Source organism: Pseudonocardia lutea (assembly GCF_042658055.1).
Lineage (GTDB): Bacteria > Actinomycetota > Actinomycetes > Mycobacteriales > Pseudonocardiaceae > Pseudonocardia > Pseudonocardia lutea.
The window spans coordinates 143,988-162,066 of the sequence record NZ_JBHSQK010000052.1; the positions used below are offsets into that span (position 1 = coordinate 143,988).

Annotated in this window: 17 protein-coding genes and 1 pseudogene; 3 read left to right on the plus strand and 15 right to left on the minus strand. The window is 73.1% G+C overall.

Going from position 1 to position 18,079, the window contains the following annotated elements:
• Positions 1-2 precede the first annotated feature (2 nt).
• The 13 genes from ACFQH9_RS20880 to ACFQH9_RS20940 form a co-directional block, all read right to left on the minus strand.
• A complete protein-coding gene (locus tag ACFQH9_RS20880) occupies positions 3-1,079 on the minus strand; it encodes an acyl-CoA dehydrogenase family protein (protein ID WP_379568003.1) in 1,077 nt (358 codons plus the stop codon).
• Positions 1,076-2,380 carry an acyl-CoA dehydrogenase family protein gene (locus ACFQH9_RS20885; RefSeq protein ID WP_379568005.1) on the minus strand — a complete coding sequence of 435 codons (1,305 nt, stop codon included), beginning with the start codon at positions 2,378-2,380 and terminating at the stop codon, positions 1,076-1,078. Before ACFQH9_RS20885 ends, ACFQH9_RS20880 begins: the two co-directional genes overlap by 4 nt.
• A gap of 10 nt (positions 2,381-2,390) precedes the next feature.
• The gene (locus ACFQH9_RS20890) at positions 2,391-3,536 is read right to left on the minus strand and encodes a thiolase family protein (protein ID WP_379568007.1); all 1,146 of its coding nucleotides are present in this window, start codon (positions 3,534-3,536) and stop codon (positions 2,391-2,393) included.
• Positions 3,533-3,955 carry a Zn-ribbon domain-containing OB-fold protein gene (locus ACFQH9_RS20895; RefSeq protein WP_379568009.1) on the minus strand — a complete coding sequence of 141 codons (423 nt, stop codon included), beginning with the start codon at positions 3,953-3,955 and terminating at the stop codon, positions 3,533-3,535. Before ACFQH9_RS20895 ends, ACFQH9_RS20890 begins: the two co-directional genes overlap by 4 nt.
• The gene (locus ACFQH9_RS20900; RefSeq protein ID WP_379568011.1) at positions 3,952-4,746 is read right to left on the minus strand and encodes an SDR family NAD(P)-dependent oxidoreductase; all 795 of its coding nucleotides are present in this window, start codon (positions 4,744-4,746) and stop codon (positions 3,952-3,954) included. Before ACFQH9_RS20900 ends, ACFQH9_RS20895 begins: the two co-directional genes overlap by 4 nt.
• On the minus strand, positions 4,743-5,972 hold the full coding sequence (locus ACFQH9_RS20905; RefSeq protein ID WP_379568014.1) for an acyl-CoA dehydrogenase family protein: 1,230 nt from the start codon (positions 5,970-5,972) through the stop codon (positions 4,743-4,745). Before ACFQH9_RS20905 ends, ACFQH9_RS20900 begins: the two co-directional genes overlap by 4 nt.
• Positions 5,969-6,736, minus strand: coding sequence for an SDR family NAD(P)-dependent oxidoreductase (locus ACFQH9_RS20910; RefSeq protein ID WP_379568016.1), 768 nt, complete (start codon positions 6,734-6,736; stop codon positions 5,969-5,971). The genes ACFQH9_RS20905 and ACFQH9_RS20910 overlap by 4 nt, the downstream gene beginning before the upstream one ends.
• A complete protein-coding gene (locus ACFQH9_RS20915; RefSeq protein ID WP_379568018.1) occupies positions 6,733-7,755 on the minus strand; it encodes a phosphotransferase family protein in 1,023 nt (340 codons plus the stop codon). The genes ACFQH9_RS20910 and ACFQH9_RS20915 overlap by 4 nt, the downstream gene beginning before the upstream one ends.
• Positions 7,756-7,837: 82 nt before the next feature.
• Positions 7,838-8,626 carry an enoyl-CoA hydratase/isomerase family protein gene (locus tag ACFQH9_RS20920; protein WP_379568020.1) on the minus strand — a complete coding sequence of 263 codons (789 nt, stop codon included), beginning with the start codon at positions 8,624-8,626 and terminating at the stop codon, positions 7,838-7,840.
• Between the two features lie 70 nt (positions 8,627-8,696).
• Positions 8,697-11,180 (minus strand): ATP-binding cassette domain-containing protein, encoded by a 2,484-nt coding sequence (locus tag ACFQH9_RS20925; protein ID WP_379568022.1) that lies wholly within the window; start codon positions 11,178-11,180, stop codon positions 8,697-8,699.
• 5 nt (positions 11,181-11,185) lie between these two features.
• Positions 11,186-12,055 (minus strand): branched-chain amino acid ABC transporter permease, encoded by an 870-nt coding sequence (locus ACFQH9_RS20930; RefSeq protein ID WP_379568024.1) that lies wholly within the window; start codon positions 12,053-12,055, stop codon positions 11,186-11,188.
• Positions 12,052-12,744 (minus strand): nitroreductase family protein, encoded by a 693-nt coding sequence (locus tag ACFQH9_RS20935; RefSeq protein WP_379568026.1) that lies wholly within the window; start codon positions 12,742-12,744, stop codon positions 12,052-12,054. The genes ACFQH9_RS20930 and ACFQH9_RS20935 overlap by 4 nt, the downstream gene beginning before the upstream one ends.
• A gap of 3 nt (positions 12,745-12,747) precedes the next feature.
• Positions 12,748-13,947: an ABC transporter substrate-binding protein gene (locus ACFQH9_RS20940; protein ID WP_379568028.1), complete on the minus strand. Its 1,200-nt coding sequence runs from the start codon at positions 13,945-13,947 to the stop codon at positions 12,748-12,750.
• Between the two features lie 149 nt (positions 13,948-14,096).
• Between ACFQH9_RS20940 and ACFQH9_RS20945 the strand changes: the two genes are divergently transcribed.
• Positions 14,097-14,861 (plus strand): SDR family NAD(P)-dependent oxidoreductase, encoded by a 765-nt coding sequence (locus ACFQH9_RS20945; protein WP_379568030.1) that lies wholly within the window; start codon positions 14,097-14,099, stop codon positions 14,859-14,861.
• Positions 14,862-14,882: 21 nt separating this feature from the next.
• The gene (locus ACFQH9_RS20950; RefSeq protein WP_379568032.1) at positions 14,883-15,629 is read left to right on the plus strand and encodes an SDR family NAD(P)-dependent oxidoreductase; all 747 of its coding nucleotides are present in this window, start codon (positions 14,883-14,885) and stop codon (positions 15,627-15,629) included.
• Here the strand turns inward: ACFQH9_RS20950 and ACFQH9_RS20955 are convergent.
• On the minus strand, positions 15,626-16,639 hold the full coding sequence (locus ACFQH9_RS20955; RefSeq protein WP_379568034.1) for an alcohol dehydrogenase catalytic domain-containing protein: 1,014 nt from the start codon (positions 16,637-16,639) through the stop codon (positions 15,626-15,628). The genes ACFQH9_RS20950 and ACFQH9_RS20955 overlap by 4 nt on opposite strands.
• 73 nt (positions 16,640-16,712) lie before the next feature.
• Between ACFQH9_RS20955 and ACFQH9_RS20960 the strand changes: the two genes are divergently transcribed.
• On the plus strand, positions 16,713-17,339 hold the full coding sequence (locus ACFQH9_RS20960) for an alpha/beta fold hydrolase (protein ID WP_379568036.1): 627 nt from the start codon (positions 16,713-16,715) through the stop codon (positions 17,337-17,339).
• A 560-nt stretch (positions 17,340-17,899) separates the two neighbouring features.
• Here ACFQH9_RS20960 and ACFQH9_RS20965 read toward each other — a convergent pair.
• Positions 17,900-18,079, minus strand: a pseudogene (locus tag ACFQH9_RS20965) (hypothetical protein); the annotation flags it as partial.

The window sequence follows — 18,079 nt, forward strand, 5'->3', positions numbered from 1 at the left end:
TCTCAGATGCCGAGCCGTGCGAGCACGGTCTCCCGGTGCGCGGCGTGCTCGGCCACCAGGACGGCCGTCGTCGCCGCCCGCCGGACGTGCAGGTGCGCGGGGTGCTCCCAGGTGAAGCCGATACCGCCGTGGACCTGCACGGTCTCGGCCGCGACCCAACGGTAGGCGTCGCCGCACACGAGGGCGGCGGTGGCCGCGGCGGTCGGCAGCTCCGCGGGATCGTCCGCGGCGGAGGCCGCGGCCCAGAGCGACGCCGAGCGGGCCGCCTCCACCCGCACGGCCATGTCGGCGCACCGGTGCTTGATCGCCTGGAAGCTGCCGATCGGGCGGCCGAACTGCAGCCGTTGTGCCGCGTAGGTCGCGGAGAGCTCCAGGGCCGCGGCTGCTCCCCCGGTCTGCTCGCAGGCCAGCGCCGCGGCCGCGCGGTCGTGCACGCGGTCGAGCACCGCCTGCGCGTCGGCGGCGAGCAGCATCGCCGGGGTCCGGTCGAACACCACGTCCGCCAGCTGCCGGTTGGGGTCCAGCGCCCGCATCGGTGCGCGGGTGAGGCCGTCGGCCTCCGCATCGACGACGAAGAGCGCGGACCGCCCGTCGACCGCGGCGACGGCGAACAGCAGGTCCGCCGTGGCGCCCTCGACGACGAGCGTCTTGCCCCCGGTCAACCGCCACCCGCCGGCATCCTCCTCCGCCCGGGTGGCCTGCCCGCCGGGCGCCTCGCGCTCGGCGAGGGTCGCGGTCGTCGATCCCGCAGCCAGCTCGGCGAGCAGCTCGTCGTTCCCCCCGGTGTGGAGCAGCACGCCCACGCCGAGGACCGCCGTGGAGAACCACGGCAGTCGGGCCAGGGACCGGCCCAGCTCCTCGGCGACCACGCCGACCTCGCGGAAGGTCGCGCCCGCACCGCCCGCCGCCTCCGGGACGTCGAGGGCCACGACGCCGAGCTCGCCTGCCAGCCGCTTCCAGACCGTCGGGTCCCATGGCTGGTCGGGCTCCCGCGCGGGTTCGGTGTGCCGTGCCAGGAAGTCGCGGACCGCCGCGCGCAGGTCCTCGGCGTCGGCGTCCGGGGTGAGCCGGGGGATCATGCGTGCTCACCGTCGTCCACGGCAGCCAGCACGTCGGCGAACCGCGAGCGGGCCTCCGCCTGACGGATGGGGACGACGTAGGGCGGGAACAGGCCGTCGTCGGGCTCGGTGCCGCGCAGCAGGAACTGGGCGAGGTTGACCTTGTGGACCTCGGTGGCCCCGTCGGCCAGTCCCATGTGGAAGGACTCCATGACCCACTTGCCGAAGGGCAGCTCCTTGCTGATGCCCAAGGAGCCGTGGACCTGGATGGCCCGCCCGGCGACGTCCGCGAGGACCTTCGGCATGGCCGCCTTGACCGCGGAGATGTCCGCGCGGACCTTGCGGTAGTCGTTGTACCGGTCGATCCGCCAGGCCGTGCGCAGCACCAGCAGCCGGAACTGCTCGAGCTGGATCCAGGAGTCCGCGATCATCTCCTGCACCAGCTGCTTGTCCGCCAGCCGCTCGCCCTTGGTGGTGCGGGACACCGCGCGGCGCTTCATCATCTCGAACGCCGACTGCACCAGCCCGACCGTGCGCATCGCGTGGTGGATGCGGCCGCCGCCGAGGCGGGTCTGGGCAACGGCGAAGGCCTGGCCGCGCTCGCCGAGGATGTTCTCCGCCGGCACCCGGACGTCGGTGTAGCGCAGGTAGTTGTGGCTGCCGACCGGCTCGTCGTGCCCCCACACGGACACGTCACGGACGCGCTCGATCCCCGGGGTGTCCGCGGGCACCACGAACATCGACATCGACTTGTGCGCCGGAGCGTCCGGCTCGGTCACCGCCATCACGATCAGGAACTCCGCCCACAGGGCGTGGGAGGAGAACCACTTCTCCCCGTTGATGACCCACTCGTCGCCCTTGAGGCGCGCGGTGGTGCGGAAGCCCGTCGGGTCCGACCCGCCGTGCGGCTCGGTCATCGAGAAACACGACACGATCTCGCCCTCGACGAGCGGCTCGAGGTAGGTCTTCTTGAGGTGGTCGGTGCCGTAGTGGGCCAGGATCTCCGCGTTGCCGGAGTCCGGGGCCTGACAGCCGAACACCACCGGCCCGGAGTGGGTGCGGCCCAGCTTCTCGTTCAGCAGCGCCAGCCGCAGCTGCCCGTATCCGGGCCCACCCAGCTCCGGGCCCAGGTGACAGGCCCACAGCTTCTTCTCACGGACCTGCTGCTGCAGGGGCTTGATCAGCGCGTTGCGCACCGGGTCCCGCGGGTTCCAGGCGTGCTCGATCACGTGGTCGACGGGCTCGACCTCGGTGCGGACGAACTCCTCGACCCAGTCGAGCTCCTCCTGGACCTCGGGGTCGTTCTCGAATCCCCAGCTCATCGACTCGCTCCTACCGGGTCAGGACGGTGCAGGCCGAGATGCCCGGCGCCCCGTAGACATGGGTGAACCCGACTCGCGGGTCCCCCGGGACCTGGTGCTCCCCCGCGCCCCCGCGCAGCTGGAGCACGTTCTCGTAGACCTGCCGCAGCGCGGAGGCGCCGATCGGCTCGCCGTTGGCCAGGCAGCCACCGTCCGTGTTGACCGGCAGCCTTCCCTCGATCGCGGTCGCTCCGGAGGCGATCAGCTCCTCCTGCTCGCCGTGCGCGCACAGCCCGGTCTCGGCCATGTGCATCAGCTCGGCGCCGGACTCCGTGTCCTGGATCTGCGCCACGTCGACCTCCGATGGGGCGATCCCCGCCGCCGCGAACGCCGCCGCGGCCGCCTCGACCGTGGGCGAGTCCGCCCGCTCCGCGGCCGTCCAGGGCGAGAACACCTCGAACGACCCGTACCGGCGGGAGCGGAACGCCGCACCCTGCAGGAACACCGGGTGCTCGGTGTACTCGCGAGCCTTGTCCGCCCGGCACAGGACCAACGCGACCGCACCCTCGGCGGGCGAGCAGTACATGTACTGGGTCAGCGGATGGGAGATCATCGGTGCCGCCGCGATCTCCGCGGCGTCGATCTCCTTGCGCCGCCACGCCATCGGGTTGCGGGCGCCGTTGCGGAAGGCCTTCTCGGCGATCGTGGCCAGCACGCCCGGCTCGATGCCGTGCTCGTGCAGGTAGCGCTGGATCTTCAGGCCGAAGAACTGCGTGGTGACCATCAGCCCGGTCTCGCCGTACCAGGCCCCGATGCCGTGCTCGGCCGGGTCGGTGTTGAAGGCCCCGCGCGGGTGCTTGTCGAACCCGATCACGATGCCGACGTCGTGCTGCCCGGAGCGGATCGCGGCGTCTGCGGCGATCAGCGCCGACCCGCCCGTCGCGCAGCCGTTGGCCACGTTGATGAACGGCAGCCCGGTCAGCCCGAGCTCGGAGACCAGGGTGTCCGCGTCGCCCGCAGAGTGCGAGCCGCCGAACCCGAACTGCATGTCGGAGAAGCGCAGTCCACAGTCGCGCAACGCCTCCCGCGCCGCGTGGACCGCCTGCGCCCGGCCCGAGACGCCCTCGGTGCGCCCGAACCGGTGCATCCCGATCCCGACGATCGCGACCCCGCTCATGCCGTCACCGCCACGAATGCGAACGTGTGCACCGGCCAGCCGAACTCGTCGTCCCGGAAGGGGGCGAGGACCAGCTCCACGGCCATGCCGATCTCCAGCTTCCCCGGGTCGGTCTCCACCAGCCGGGTCTCCACGATCAGCTGCCCGGGCAGCTCGACGTACCCGACGCCGTAGGGCTCGTAGCTCTCGGTGCCGGTGTAGGGCGGCTTGGGCCGGAACCCCTGCACCGTCCAGGACCACAGCGTGCCGGTCCGGGACAGCGGCACGTCCTCCATCGCCGACCCCGTGCAGCGTGGGCAGCCGCCCTGGCGCGGGAAGGTGTGGGCCGCGCAGTCCGTGCACCGGCTGCCGAGCAGCGCCGGGCCCTCCGCGGTCTCGACGAACAGGGCGTCGTCGACGGTCGTCTTCCCGGCGATCACGGCGCGGCCAGCCGTCCGCCGTCGACGGCGAGCAGGGCGCCGGTCGTGTACGTCGCGTGCGGCCCGCAGAGGTACAGCGCCGCACCGACGATCTCGTGCGGCTCGCCGACCCGCTTCGCCGGCCAGTCCTGCGCCATGCGCGCCACCGCCTCCGGGTCCCAGGCCTTGCTGATGTCGGTGGCGAACGGACCCGCCAGGATCGTGTTCACCCGCACCGACGGCCCGTACTCCTGCGCGAACCCCGCCGTCAGCGTGTTCAACGCCGACTTCGCCGCCGTGTAGGGCAGGTCCCCCGCCGTCGGGCGCTGCGACCCCATCGACGAGATGTTGAGGATCGCACCGCCACCCCGGGCCACCATCCGCTTCCCCGCCGCGGCCATCAGCCGGAACGGGCCGCGGACGTTCACCGCGAAGACCTTGTCGAACAACGCTTCCGACACCTCCTCGAGGGAGGAGTACAGCGGCGCCATGCCCGCGTTGTTCACCAGCACGTCCAGCGGGCCGAGCTCCTGCTCGACCTCGTCGAGCAGCGGGTCGAGCCGGTCCCAGTCGCCGACGTGCGCCGCGTGCGCGGTCACCCGACGCCCGGTCGCCGACGCCAGCTCCTCGGCCAGTTCCTCGCAGGCGTCCTTCTTGCGCGAGGCCACCGCCACGTCCGCGCCCGCCGCGGCGAACGCGATGGCGATCTCGCGGCCCAGGCCGCGCGATCCGCCGGTGACCAGCGCCCGTCGACCGGCCAGCGGCTGGTCGAGGGCCCGGGCGGCCGCGACCGCCGCGTCGAGAGAGCTCATCTCGGGATGTCCTTCCACGCCACGCCCCGATCGCCTCGGGGCTCCGCGGGCAGCCCCAGCAGGCGCTCCGCGATGATCGTCCGCTGCACCTCGTCGGAACCCCCGGCGATCCGGTAGCCCGGCGCGCCCAGGTAGTGCTCGATCCAGCGGTAGGTCCCGTCCCCGGCGTCCGCGACCAGCCGCGGGCCGAGCACCAGCGCCGCCGCCTCGGAGACGAGCTTGAGTCGTTGGGCCCAGTCGAGCTTGCGCAGCGAGCCCATGGGACCCGGTTCGCCGCCGGCCAGCCGGGTCTCCCGGTCGCGCTGGGCCGACAGCGCCGCGACCTTCTCCGCCGTCCAGACGTCCGCCAGCACCCGCCGGACGTCCGGGTCCCCGGTCCGACCGAGCCGGCGGGCGTCGTCCGCGAGCTGGGCGAACCCGCCGCCCAGGTCCATGTTCGCCCCGGACGACCCCCGTTCGAAGCCGAGCGTGGCGAGCGTGACGCCCCAGCCTCCGCCGACCTCGCCCAGGCGCAGCGAGTCCGGGATCCGGACGTCGTCGAGGAAGACCTCGCAGAACGACGAACCCCCGGACATCTGCCGTAGCGGCCGCACGTCCACTCCGGGGGTGTCCATCGGCAGCAGGAAGGCGGTGAGCCCCTTGTGCTTCGGCACGTCCGGGTCGGTGCGGCAGATCAGCTCGCCCCAGCCCGCGAACTGTGCGCCGGAGCTCCACACCTTCTGCCCGTTGACGATCCACTCGTCGCCGTCGCGGACCGCCCGGGTCGCGAGCCCCGCGAGATCCGACCCCGCCGACGGCTCGGAGAACAGCTGGCACGCCAGGGCGTCCCCACGGAGTAGCGGCCGAACCAGCATCTCCTTCTGCGACGGCGTGCCGAACAGCTGCACCGTCGGCGCGATCAGCTCGGTCGACACCGAGGTCAGCTCGTGCTGCCCGGGCGTCTCGAACTCGCGCTCGACCTCCGCGAAGGCCTCCTCGTGCAACGCCGACAGACCGGCGCCGCCGTGCTCGACCGGCCACGAGATCGCGCCGTAGCCGGCGTCGTACCGCGCACGCAGCCAGTCCTGGATGCGTCCCAACAGGGCACGCTCGTCGTCGAAGGGGAGATCGTGGAACACCGCCACCGACTCGCGCGGCGCGTCGCCTCGCGGAGCGAGCCGCTCGGCCAGCCAGGTCCGAGCGGTGGCGGCGTACTCCGCGAGGGCACTCTCGGTCACCGCGGTCATCGGGCCGTCCACCCGCCGTCGATCGCCAGGACCTGCCCGGTGCAGTAGGTGGAGGCGGCCGAGGCGAGGAACAGCAGCGCCCCGTCCAGCTCGCCCGGGTCACCACCCCGACGCAGCAGGGTGTTGCGCTCGATCCAGCGCACCGACGCGTCGTCGGCGAACATCGCGTCGTTCATCTCGGTCCGGAACCAGCCGGGGGCCAGCGCGTTGGCGCGCACGCCGTCGCGGCCCCAGTGACCGGCGAGCTGCCGGGTCAGGCCGATCAGGCCCGCCTTGCTCGCCGCGTAGCTCGCGCCGCCGCGCGGCGCCGTGGCGACCAGCCCGACGATCGAGCTGACGTTCACGATCGACAACGGGCGTCCGCTCGCCGCGGCCGCGGCGAGCTGCGCGAGGTGGAAGGGCCCCACGAGGTTCAGGCCCAGGACGTCCGCGAACTCGGTACTGGTCTCCCGGTGCGGCTTCGCCGGGCTACCGGAGCCCGCGTTGTTGACCAGCACGTCGATCGGGCCGGACTCCGCCACCACCCGCTCGACGAGCGCGGCGCGGTCCGCCTCCGACGACACGTCCGCCGCCGCCGTGCGGAGCCCGGGAACCTCGGCCGCCAGCGCGTCGAGGCGCTCCTTGCGCCGCGCCGCCGCCCAGACCGTGGCGCCCGCGGCGGCGAGCACGCGCACGAACCGCTCCCCCAACCCGGACGACGCCCCGGTCACCAGCGCGGTGCGGCCCGTGAGGTCGAACAGCGCGGCCGGGGTGGGAACGCTCACCGGGACCCCTCCAGCAGCCGCAGGCCGTCCGTGATCAACGCCGTGATGGTCCGTGGGAGCTGTTCCTGGACGGGATCGTGGTGGGCGCCGATGCGGTGGCGCAGCAGGTTGTGCCCCATGATCGCCGCCATCTTCATCCGGCCGAGCGCGCCGAACCAGACGGCGTCCGCCGAGGTGCCACCCTCTGCACCGCGGGTCGCGTGGTACGCCTCGGCCAGCTCGGCCTCGCTCGGGAGCCCCTCGACGATCCGGCCGGACCCGGGGAACAGCGCCCCGTCGGTGAACACCCCGAACCAGCCGAGGTCCACCCGCGGGTCGCCGACGCTCCAGATCTCCCAGTCGACCAGGGCGGTCGGCGTCGCGCCCTCGAACAGCAGGTTCCCGAGGCGGAAGTCGCCGTGCACGATCACCGGGGCCACCGGGGCAGGCACCGAGGCGGCCAGCCGCTCGACCAGCTCCGCACCGCCCGGGCGCAGGTCCTCCGGCACGGCGTCCATCGTCTTCGCCCAGCGGGCCACCTCGCCGTCGGCGGTGATCGCCTCGGGCAGGGTCCCGCCGGTGTCGGCCAGGCTCTGCTCCACGACGTCGAGCGGCACGGCGTGCAGCGCGCCGAGGATCCGCGCCGCCTCGAGCATCCGGGTCCGCGCCAGCGCGGGCTCGACCGCAGCGTCGACCTCGAGGACCGGCTCCGCGGCCTGCCCCGCGGCGAACTCCATCGCGAACCAGGCGGGCTGCTCGGTGTCGCGGGCGAGTACCGCGGGCGCCGGGACCGTGGTGTGGGCCAGCGCCTCCAGGATCGCGGCCTGGTGGAGGACGTCGTTGCGTCCCACCGCCCTGCGGCCCGGGGGTACCGCCTTGACCACGGCCCGGTCCGAACCTGTCCCGATCGTGTAGGTCAGGCCCGACCGGCCGCCCTCGAGGACGGCCAGCGCGTGGGTCTCGCCGAGGCCGAGCCGCGCGCGCACGCGGTTCGCGAGGACCGGGTCCGCATCGACGGCCGTGTCGACTGTCTCCGTCATCTCATCCCTCCACAGGCCCTGGCCGGTCGTGGCGCCGGCGGCCCGCGCCCCGCGCGGGCCCGCCGACACGATCACGACGCGGTCAGCGCCCGGTCCACTTGGCGTCGCGCTTCTCCAGGAAGGCCGCGACGCCCTCGGCGGCGTCCTCGGAGTTCAGCGTGACGCCCACGGCCAGGTGCTCGAGCACCATCAGCGAGGCGATGTCGGCGTCGAGGCCGCGGTCGATCGCCATCTTGGTGAGCTTCATCTGGAACGGGCTCTTGTCGGTGAGGTGGCTGATGAACTCCTCCACCGTCTCGTCGAGCTTCTCGGCGGGCGCGCTGGCGTTGACCAGGTCGAACTCGTCCGCCTCCTTGCCCGAGAGCAGCTTGCCGGTGAGCATGAGCTCCTTGGTCTTGCGGATGCCCAGCATGCGCGGCAGGCGGTAGATCGGGCCGGCGCCGCCGAACAGGGCACGGCGGATGTGGAAGTCGCCGATCTGCGCGGTCTCGTCCGCGATCGCGAAGTCGCAGGAGATCATCACCTCGAAGCCGCCCGCGGTCACGTAGCCCTCGAGGACCGCCACCGACGGCTTGGTCATGTTGTAGAGCCGGTCGCAGACCTTCGCCGACACGACCGCGACGTCCATCGCGGTGCTGGTGCCGATGAAGTCCGACTGCAGGCTGTCGAGGTCGAAGCCCGAGGAGAAGGTGTTCTCCCGCCCGCGCACCACCACGACGCGGAGCTCGGGGTCCGCCTCGATCTCGGTGATGTACTCGTCGAGCTTGTGCAGCATCGGCACGGTGATGCAGTTGCGCTTGTGCGGTCGGTTCAGCCAGATCCGCGCCACGTGACCGTCACGCTCGAACTGGATGTCGTCCTCGACTGCCATGGTTCCTCCCCAAACTGAACTGAATTCATCTTAGATCGTGAGGGCCGAGGCCGCCCCTGTCAAGGGGCGGTCAGCCGGTGCGGACGCCGCCGCCGACCGGGGACCCGAAATAGGCCTGCTCGGCCCGTGTGGCGAAGCCCGGTTCGTCTGGCGAGCCGGTCGCCCGGACCACGCCCTCGTGCAGCACGACCACCTCGTGCGCCACGGCGAGCGCCCGGGTGAGGAGCTGCTCCAGGACCACCACGGTCACCCCGTCCTCGGCGAGGCCGGTGATCCGTCCGTACACCTCGTCGACGAGGGCCGGGGCGAGACCCAGTGCCGGTTCGTCGACGACGACGAGGCGCGGGTCGGCGATCAACGCGCGAGCGATGGCGAGGAGCTGTTGCTCGCCCCCGGACAGTGCCGCGGCCGGGATGGACAGCCGGGTCCGGACGCGTTCGGGCAGCCACTCGACGGCCTGGTCGATCCGGGACCGCAGGTCCCGCCCCGAGATGCCGGCGGCGTACCCGGCGACCTCCAGGTTCTCCCGCACCGACAGCGTCCGGAAGAGGGCCCGGCCCTCCGGGACCAGGCTGCTGCGCACCGCGCCGTCGGTGGTCCGTGTCCCCACCGAGGGACTGAGTGTGCCGTGCAGGACCTGGCCCAACGTGCTCTTGCCCGCCCCGTTCGCCCCGACCACCGCGAGGACGACGCCGGGGTGCACGGCCAGGTCGACGCCGTCGAGCGCGGTCACCCCGCCGTACCGATGGGTCACCCCGGACAGCGCGATCGCGGGCGGCCCCTCGGCGCGGGCGGACGTGCGGGGCTGCCGCGCGGACGTCGTCCCGAGGTAGGAGCTGCGGACGCGGTCGTCGGCCAGGATCTCGTCCGGCGCGCCGGAGCCGATCGGGCGGCCGAAGTCGAACGCCACCACCCGGTCCGCGACGGCGAACAGGTCCTCCAGGACGTGGTCGATCACGACGACCGACGTCCCCGCCGCGCGCAGGCCCTGGATCTGGGCGGCGAGCAGCCTGCGCTCCTCGGCGTCCAGCCCGCCGAACGGCTCGTCCATGATCAGCAGGCCGGGCTGCTCGGCGACGGCCCGCCCGAGGTCGAGCCGCTTCTGCGGGCCGAAGGGCAGCTGGTCGGGATGCACGTCCCCCTGGCCCGCGAGACCGATCCTGCCGAGCAGGGCGTCGACCGCCCGTCGGCGTGTCGGAGTGGTCCACCGCGTCGTGCAGAGCAGGTTCTCGGCGACCGTCAGCTCGGTGAACACCTCCGCGTGCTGGAAGGTGCGGCCGATGCCGAGGCGCCGGCGGCGGGTCGCGCGCGCCCGCAGCAGGTCGACGCCGCCGAAGGTCGCCGAGCCCGTCGTCCGGCCGCCCGAGACGAGGCCGCACAGGGCGTTGACCAGCGTCGTCTTGCCGGCACCGTTCGGACCGATGATCGCGAGGACCTCACCCGGGGGTACCGAGAGCGACACCCCCTCGAGCGCCTGCAGCCCGCCGAAGGCCACGCCGAGGTCCGCGACCTCGAGCGTCCGTCGCTCCGCGGCCGGCGTCGGGGCCGGCTCGTCCGGGGTCTCGCCGACCGACGGCTCGCCCGGCCGGCGCGCCCGCCGCAGGAGCGTGCGCAGCACACTCCCGAGCGCGGGCACCACCCCGGCGGGCAGGAGCAGCAACGCGAGGATCAACAGTGCGCCCTGCAGGATCAGCTGGTCGACGCCCAGCAGCCCGGCCAGGCTCGGCGCGAACGCCAGGAAGATCCCACCGAACACCCCTCCGCCGACCGCGCCGACGCCCCCGAGCACCGCCGCGGCGACGGTGTTGATCCCCAGGGTCAGCGAGAACGTCTCCGGGCTGACGAAGCCGGTGATCAACCCGAGCAGGGCGCCGGCCAGCCCGGTCGCGGCGCCGCTGACGCCGAACGCGAGGGCGCTCTGCGCCTCCGGTGCGATCCCGACCGAACGGGCCACCACCGGGTGCGACTTCGCCGCGACCATCCGCATCCGCAGGCTCGTCGTGCGGGCCAGCACGGCGATCCCGACGACGATCCCGGCGGTCAGGATGGCCGCCACGACTGCTTCCGAACCGCCGGCGCCGAGCGAGCCCGCGCCCGTCACGCTGGGCAGGTCGGAGACCGGGACGCCCTGGTCCCCACCGGTCACGTCGACCCAGCGGTTGATGACCTCGAGCGCGACGAGGCTGAAGGCCAGGGTGAGCAGGGCGATGTAGAGCACCGAGAAGCGCGCCCCGGCGAACCCGAGGAACGCACCGCAGCCGCCGGCGAGCAGCATCGCCGCGAGCACCGTCGGCTCCAACGCCCAGCCGTGCGCCGAGCCGTAGGCGACCGTGTAGGCGCCGATGGCGAACAGCGCGGGATGGCCCACGGACCAGATGCCCGCCCAGCCCGCCAGCAGCCCGACGCTCAGCACCAGGATCGTGTAGGTCGCGGCCAGGGCCACCGAGTACGCCTGGTACCCGGGCAGGAGCCCGCTCTCGACGAGCAGCACGAGCAGCACCGCGGCCACCGGGCCGAGGACCGCTCGCACCGCCACCTTCCAGGTCGTGATCATGGCACTCAGACCCTCTCGAAGCTGCGGGTGCCGAAGAGGCCTTGCGGCCGTAGCAGCAGGATGAGAATCGTCAGCGCGAAGACGAAGGTGTCGCGGAAGTTCGCCGAGACGTAGGAGGCGGCGAGGTTCTCCAGCACCCCGATCGTCACGCCGCCGATCACCGCGCCGTGCATGCTGGTCAGCCCGCCGAGGAAGATGCCGGCGAACGCCCGGAACAGGGGGGCGGCCAGCACCGTCGGCGCGAGTCCGACGCGGGGGACGTAGAGGACCGCCGCGAGCGCGGCGAGCCCCAGGCCGAGCGCCCATGCGATGCGTGCGACCCGCTGCGCGGGCACACCGACGATCTGCGCGGTGGTGGCCGACTCGGCCGCCGCGCGCATCGCCGAGCCCAGGGTGGTGCGGGTGAAGAGGTAACCCACGGCGAGCATCGCGACGGCGGACACCCCGATCACCACCAGGTCCTGCGTGGCGAGCGTGGCCGAGCCGAGCGTCACGGTGCCCCCCACCAGCGGCGGGAAGGCGTGCGGCTCGGTCCCCCAGACGTCGCTGATCACCGCCTCGGCGATCAGCGACACCCCCATCGTCATCACCAGGGCGGCGAACAGCCGCCCCGTGCCGAGCGGGCGGATCATCAGCTCGCGGACGACGAGCCCGAGGACGACGGCCACGAGGACCGCGGCGATCACGGCGGACCCCACCCCGAGCCCGCGCTGCACGACCATGAGCGCGACGTACACGGCGAGCGTGGCCATGCTCGCCAGCGCGAAGTTCACCACGTCGGTGGCCCGGTAGATGATCACGAGACCCAGCCCGAGCAGGCCGTAGACGGCGCCGCTGGCGATCCCGCTCAGCACGACGAGGAACAGCTCGCTCATCGGGTGATCAGTCCCGTGACGGCGGGCGGGCGCGGCGCCGAGGCGTCCCAGCGGTCCCAGAACAGGACGTCGGCGGCCGTCGGGCGGCGGGCGGGCCGGAAGTCGGTGCCCACCGTGTAGGCCAGCGGCGTGAGGCAGACCTGCTGGACCGTGTCGAAGGGGATGTCGAGCAGCTCGGCGACCTCCTTCTCCCGCGCGAGGTGCATCGTCGTCCAACAGGTGCCCAGGCCCCGGGCCCGCGCGGCGAGCATCATGCTCCAGACCGCGGGCAGGACCCCGCCCAGCAACGACGCGCTGGCGAACCCGGCGGCACCGTCGAGCCGGGCACCGTCGAGACAGGCGATGACGATCGTGTCGACCTCGTGCAGCGCGCGTTCCAGGGCGTCCGCCGAGCGGCCGGTGCGCTCCTGCGCGGCCGCCCCCTCGGCGTCCGCGACCTGCACGCGCCCGATGTACCCCTCGGAGTCCTTGTAGGAGTTCAGGTACACGTCGGAGTAGAGGTCTGCGACGGCGCCGCGCAACGCGGGATCGCGCACCACGACGAACCGGGTCCGTGCGACGTTCGACCCCGCCGGGGCCTGCATCGCGAGGGTCACGCACTCGCGGACCAGGTCAGCGGGCACCGGGCGGGAGGGGTCGAGGCGCCGTCGGACGGCGCGGGTGGTGGCGAGTGCCTCGTCGAGGTCCACGGCCTACCCCCGCTCCGGCGCACTGACGAAGTCGCCCTCGGAGACCCACTGACCGTCCCGGACGGTGACCCGCTGGACGTCCCGGGTGCCGAGGTGCGACTGCGCCGAGAACGACATGTCGGGCGCGACCCCGGTCCTCACGTCCGACGCCTTGCTGTACGCGGCCGCGATCGACTCCGAGGTCACCGGTCCCTGGATGGTCTTGGCGATCTCCACGAAGACCGCGGCGTTGGCGTAGCCGAGCAGGGTGGAGAAGTCGGCGGGCTGTCCCGGCGAGTACTTCGCGATCGCATCCCGGAACTGCTGCATCTCCGGCGTCTGCTCGGTGGGCGAGCGGACCAGCGACACCGAGTGGAAGCCCTCGGCGGCGGGGCCGGCCAGTGTCACCGTGGTGCCCGACGCGGTCGGTGCGTAGCCGTAGGTCGGTAGCGACACGCCCTGCAGGGCGGCGGCCTTGAGGTACGCCGCGGCCTCCGGAGCCGGGAGGACCAGCATCACCGCGTCACCACCCGCGGCCTTCACCTGGCTGACCGCCGGCGCGAAGTCCGTGGTCCCCAGCTTGACCGGTACCGCGGTCGTCGTGACGCCGGGCTGCTCCCGCTCCGCCGCCGGCCCGATCTGCCCGGCCACGTCGGCGAACGCCTTCGGGTCGTCGTGCACCACGACGAGCTTGCGGGCCCCGGACTGGACCGCCCACTGCGCCATCGCCGCGGCCTGGTCCTCGTAGAGCGTCTGCGTCCCGAACAGCAGCGGTCGGGACGGGGTGTACCAGCTCGCGATGCCACCGTAGTGGTCGACGATCGGGACCTGGGACTGCTCGAGGACGAACGGGAACGCGGCCTCGGACGGGGCGACGCCGTTCGCGTTGACGACGGCGACGACGTTCTCCTGCCCGACGAGCTGCCGGGCGGCCTGCACGGTCTGCTGCGGGTCGTAGGCGTTGTCCTTCACGATCCAGTCGACCTGACGGCCGTTGATCCCGCCGTGGTCGTTGACCCAGCTGAAGTAGGCCTTCGCCCCCTCCATCTGGGGCACCCCCGACGCGGCCTGCGGGCCGGACAGCGGGATCCACGCGCCGATCTTGATAGGGCCGGACCCTTCGTCGGCGGCCCCGCCGCCGGACGAGGATCCGCCGCAGGCGGTCAGCACGATGGCGAGCACCGCCGCCAGCGCGGCCAGCGCGCTCGTCGGTCGAGGACGCATCTTCACTCCTTCGTGAAACGCAACTGAGGTGAGTTCAGTTCGAGTCGGGGCCGAAGAGTAGACCGGCGGCGATGCCGCGACAAGAGCGCTGGCCTACCGAGTTGAGTTCAGTTAGGTTCATGCCGTCACCGACACGACGAGGAGGCGCGATGACGCTGCCGACCACGGACCCCGCGCTGCGGGGGCGGCGGATCGCCGTCACCGGAGCGTCGAGCGGGATCGGACGGGCGACCGTCGACCTGCTCGCGGCGCAGGGCGCTTCCGTTGCGGCTCTGGACATCCGAACCCTGACCGACGGCGGCGCGGCAACCTGCGAGGTTCCCTGCGACGTCGCCGACGCCGACTCGGTGGACGCCGCCCTGGCCACCGCGGTCGACGCGCTGGGCGGCCTGGACGGGCTCGTGACCTGCGCGGGGGTCACCGACGGCACCCCGACCGATGAGATGCCGCTCGCCGTGTGGCGGCGCCTGGTCGACGTCAACCTCACCGGGACCTTCCTCTGCGTCCGCGCCGCCCTCCCCCACCTCCTGCGCGCCGATGCCGGGGCGATCGTCACCATCGGCTCCGTCGGATCCCTGGTGGCGGCCGGACGGTCCAGCGCCTACGACGCGTCGAAGGGGGCGGTGCTCGCCCTGACCCGCAGCCTCGCCGCGGAGTACGCGGACCGTGGGCTGCGCACGAACTGCGTCTGCCCGGGGCCGGTCGCCACGGAACTGGCCCGGTCCAGCGCCGACGACCCGCACGGCCTGCGGCCCGAGACACGCACCGCCATCGCCGGCCGGGTCACCCCGCCGATCGCCCGGACGGCTGCGCCCGCGGAGATCGCGACCGCCGTCGCGTTCCTGCTCTCGGCGCAGGCATCGTTCATCACGGGCGCCGCCGTCCCCGTCGACGGCGGCTACACCGCCGTCTGACCCGACCCTTCTGGAGACCCTGTGCGACGACTCGACGACACCCGCGTGATCCTCACCGGCGCCACAGGCGGTCTCGGCACCGCGATCGCGGCGCGACTGAGCGCCGAGGGCGCTCGCGTCGCGCTGACCGATGTGGACCCCACGGCCTGCGAGAAGCTCGGCGCCGAGCTCGACGGGCCGACGCTCGCGCTGGGTCTCGATGTGGCGGACGAGCAGGCCTGGGCCGAGGTCGTCGCCGCCGTCGCGGACCACTGGGGCGGCGTGGACGTGCTGGTCAACAACGCCGGCATCGGCAGCACCGCGACCGTGGAGTCCGAGAGCCGCGAGCGGTGGGACCAGGTCGTCGACGTCGACCAGCTCGGGACCTGGCTCGGCATGAAGCACGCCGGACCCGTGATCGAATGCAGCGGCGGCGGGGCGATCGTCAACATCGCCTCGATCCTCGGCGCGACGGGCGGTCTGGCCAACAGCTTCTCCTACGCCGCCGCCAAGGGCGCCGTCCGCTCGATGACCATGAACGCCGCTCTGCACTGGGCCACGCGCGGGGTCCGGGTGAACGCCGTCGTCCCCGCCTTCATCGGGACCGCACCGCTGCTGGAGCGGTTCGCCGGCACGGAACGGCACGCCGCGATGCTGGCCAACACGCCGATGCGCCGGCTGGGCCGCCCCGAGGAGGTCGCGGCAGCCGTCGCCTTCCTCGCGAGCACGGACGCCGGGTACACGACCGGGTCCGAGGTCTTCGTCGACGGCGGGTGGTCGGCCCGCTAGTCGGGGACCAGGACCGCTCGGCCGGTCAGCCTGCCGCCGCGCACCTCGTCGAAGGCCCGGTCGGCGTCGGCGAGCGGGAACACGGTGGTGTGCGGGGCGAGGCCCCCGTGGCGCGCCAGGTCCACCACGGCCGCGAGCTCGGTCCGCGAGCCCCAGAACGGCAGCTGCAGGCGGAATCCCGTGCGCAGCACGCCGGGCTTGGCGACCCGCAGCACTCCCCCGCCGCTCCCGACGAGGACGAGCACCCCCGCCGTCCGCAGCAACGACGCGGCCAGGTCGATGCTCGTCTGCGCGCCCGCGAAGTCGAGGACGACGTCGGCGCCCCGCCCGGCCACCGCGGCCACCGCGGCGGCGGCCTCGTCCGGCGCCACGGCGACATCCGCGCCACGGTCCCGCGCCAGCTGCCGGGCCGCCTCCCGGGTGTCGACCGCGACGACCCGGGCGGGATGCAGCGCGTGCAGCAGCCCGATGGCGAGGTGCCCCAGCCCGCCGACCCCGATCACGACGGCGACCGAACCCGGATCCGCCAGATCCGCAGCGCAGCCCTTGATCGCGTGGAAGGACGTGAGCCCGGCGTCGGTGAGGGTCGCCGCCGCCACCGGATCGAGGCCGTCGGCGGGCACCAACCGTTCCTGGGAGACGAGGACGGCGTCGGCCATACCGCCGTCGACCCCGAGGCCGACGCCGGCGACGGACAGCCGGTCCCGCTCGTCGCAGTAGTTCGTCCGTCCCTGGACGCAGCGGTCGCAGCGTCCGCAGCCGAGCGGGGCGTGCACGAGGACCTGGGAGCCGATCTCGAGCCCCTCCACCCCGGCGCCCAGCGCCGCCACCCGCCCGCAGATCTCGTGCCCGAGCGTCATCGGCAGCGGCCAGCCCGCGCCGACCCCGTGATCGAGCACGTTCAGGTCGGAGTGGCAGATCCCGGCCGCCAGGACGTCGAGCCGCACCTCGCCGGGCCCCGGCTCCGGGTCGGGCACCGACACCAGAGCGGCCCGGCCGGGTCCGGTCATCCGATACGCGCGCACCTGTGCCTCCCGTCGTCGAGACCGGACTCTACCTGGCTGAGCTGAGTTCAGTTAGGTTTTGCCGCACCACACCCTCGCGGTCGACCTTCCCGGTCGCGGATCGCGCGCTCGCACCGACCTCACCAGGGTCACGTTGCAGGACTGCGCCGACGCCGTGGTCGCCGACGTCGAGTCCCGCGACCTGACCGACGTCGTGCTGGTCGGCCACTCGTTCGCCGGGGTGACCGTGCCGCCGCGTCATGACCGCGCTCGGCGGGCGGATCCACCGCGTCGTCCTGCTCTCCGCGGTCGTCCCGCCCGACGGCACCCGGGTGCTGGACAGATCGACCCGGGCGTCCGCGGACTCGTGGAGCAGTCGCTCGCCGGCGGGATCTACCACCAGGAAAGGGCCGCCGCCCACACCATGCTGTGCGACGACATGGACGAGGCCACCGCCACCGCCGCACTCGACCGCCTCGTCGACGACTCCGCCGTGCTGTCCGAGCCGGTCGACCTGGCCGGGTGCGCGAGCCCCGTCCCCCGCACCTACATCCGGCTGACCGCCGACCAGCGCTACACCCCGGACCCGCAGGAACGCTCGGTCGCCCTGACCTCCGCCGACGTCGAGTGGCTGCACGCGGGCCACCTCGCGATGATCAGCGCCCCGACCGAACTGGCCACGCTGCTCGACCGCCTGCACGGATAGCCCGCGCAACTACGCGTCGTTCAGGTCGAGTCAGAATCGCTCCGCCGCGGACGTCGACGGGGTGGTGTCCGGGCTGCGGTCGGTCACCGACCATGCCAGCGCCTACGCCGTCGCAGCCCGTCGCTCCTGATATCGAGCCGCCCGCCGCCGGCCGTCGATCGGTCACCGTTTTGGTCACCGCCTAGCCCAGATCGCCGCGTCATCGACCGACCACGGCAGAAGATCGTCAGCGGAGCGACGACCGTGTGACCAGCAGGACCGCCGTTCGTGGTCACTGGGCGACCACCCGACTCCCCTCCAGCGGGTTGGGGGTTCGATTCCCTCGCGGCGCACACGAACTGACAGGTCAGACAGGTCGTGGGTCTGGCCTGTTAACGTTTTCGGTGATCAAACCCGACGCTTGCTCGTCTCGGGTCATCGATGGCTCGTCCGCCGCTGTTGCTCGGCTCACACGGCAACCTCAAGGTCCAGCGTGAGGACGACCGCTGGGTCGCCCGCTGTCGCTTCCGCGACGTCGACGACAAGACCCGCCGAGTCAGACATCCCATGACGTAGTGGTGTCAAGCCGCGGTCGTGTGGTGGTGGGCCCAGGCGGTGGTCTCGTCGTAGTGGGTGCGGGTTTTGAGGCAGCCGTGCAGGATCCCGACGAGCCGGTTTCCGAGCTGGCGTAGTGCGGCGTGATGGCCGATCCGGCGTGCGCGGTGAGGTTCCCCCGGTAGCTCGGATTGCTTGCTACCTGG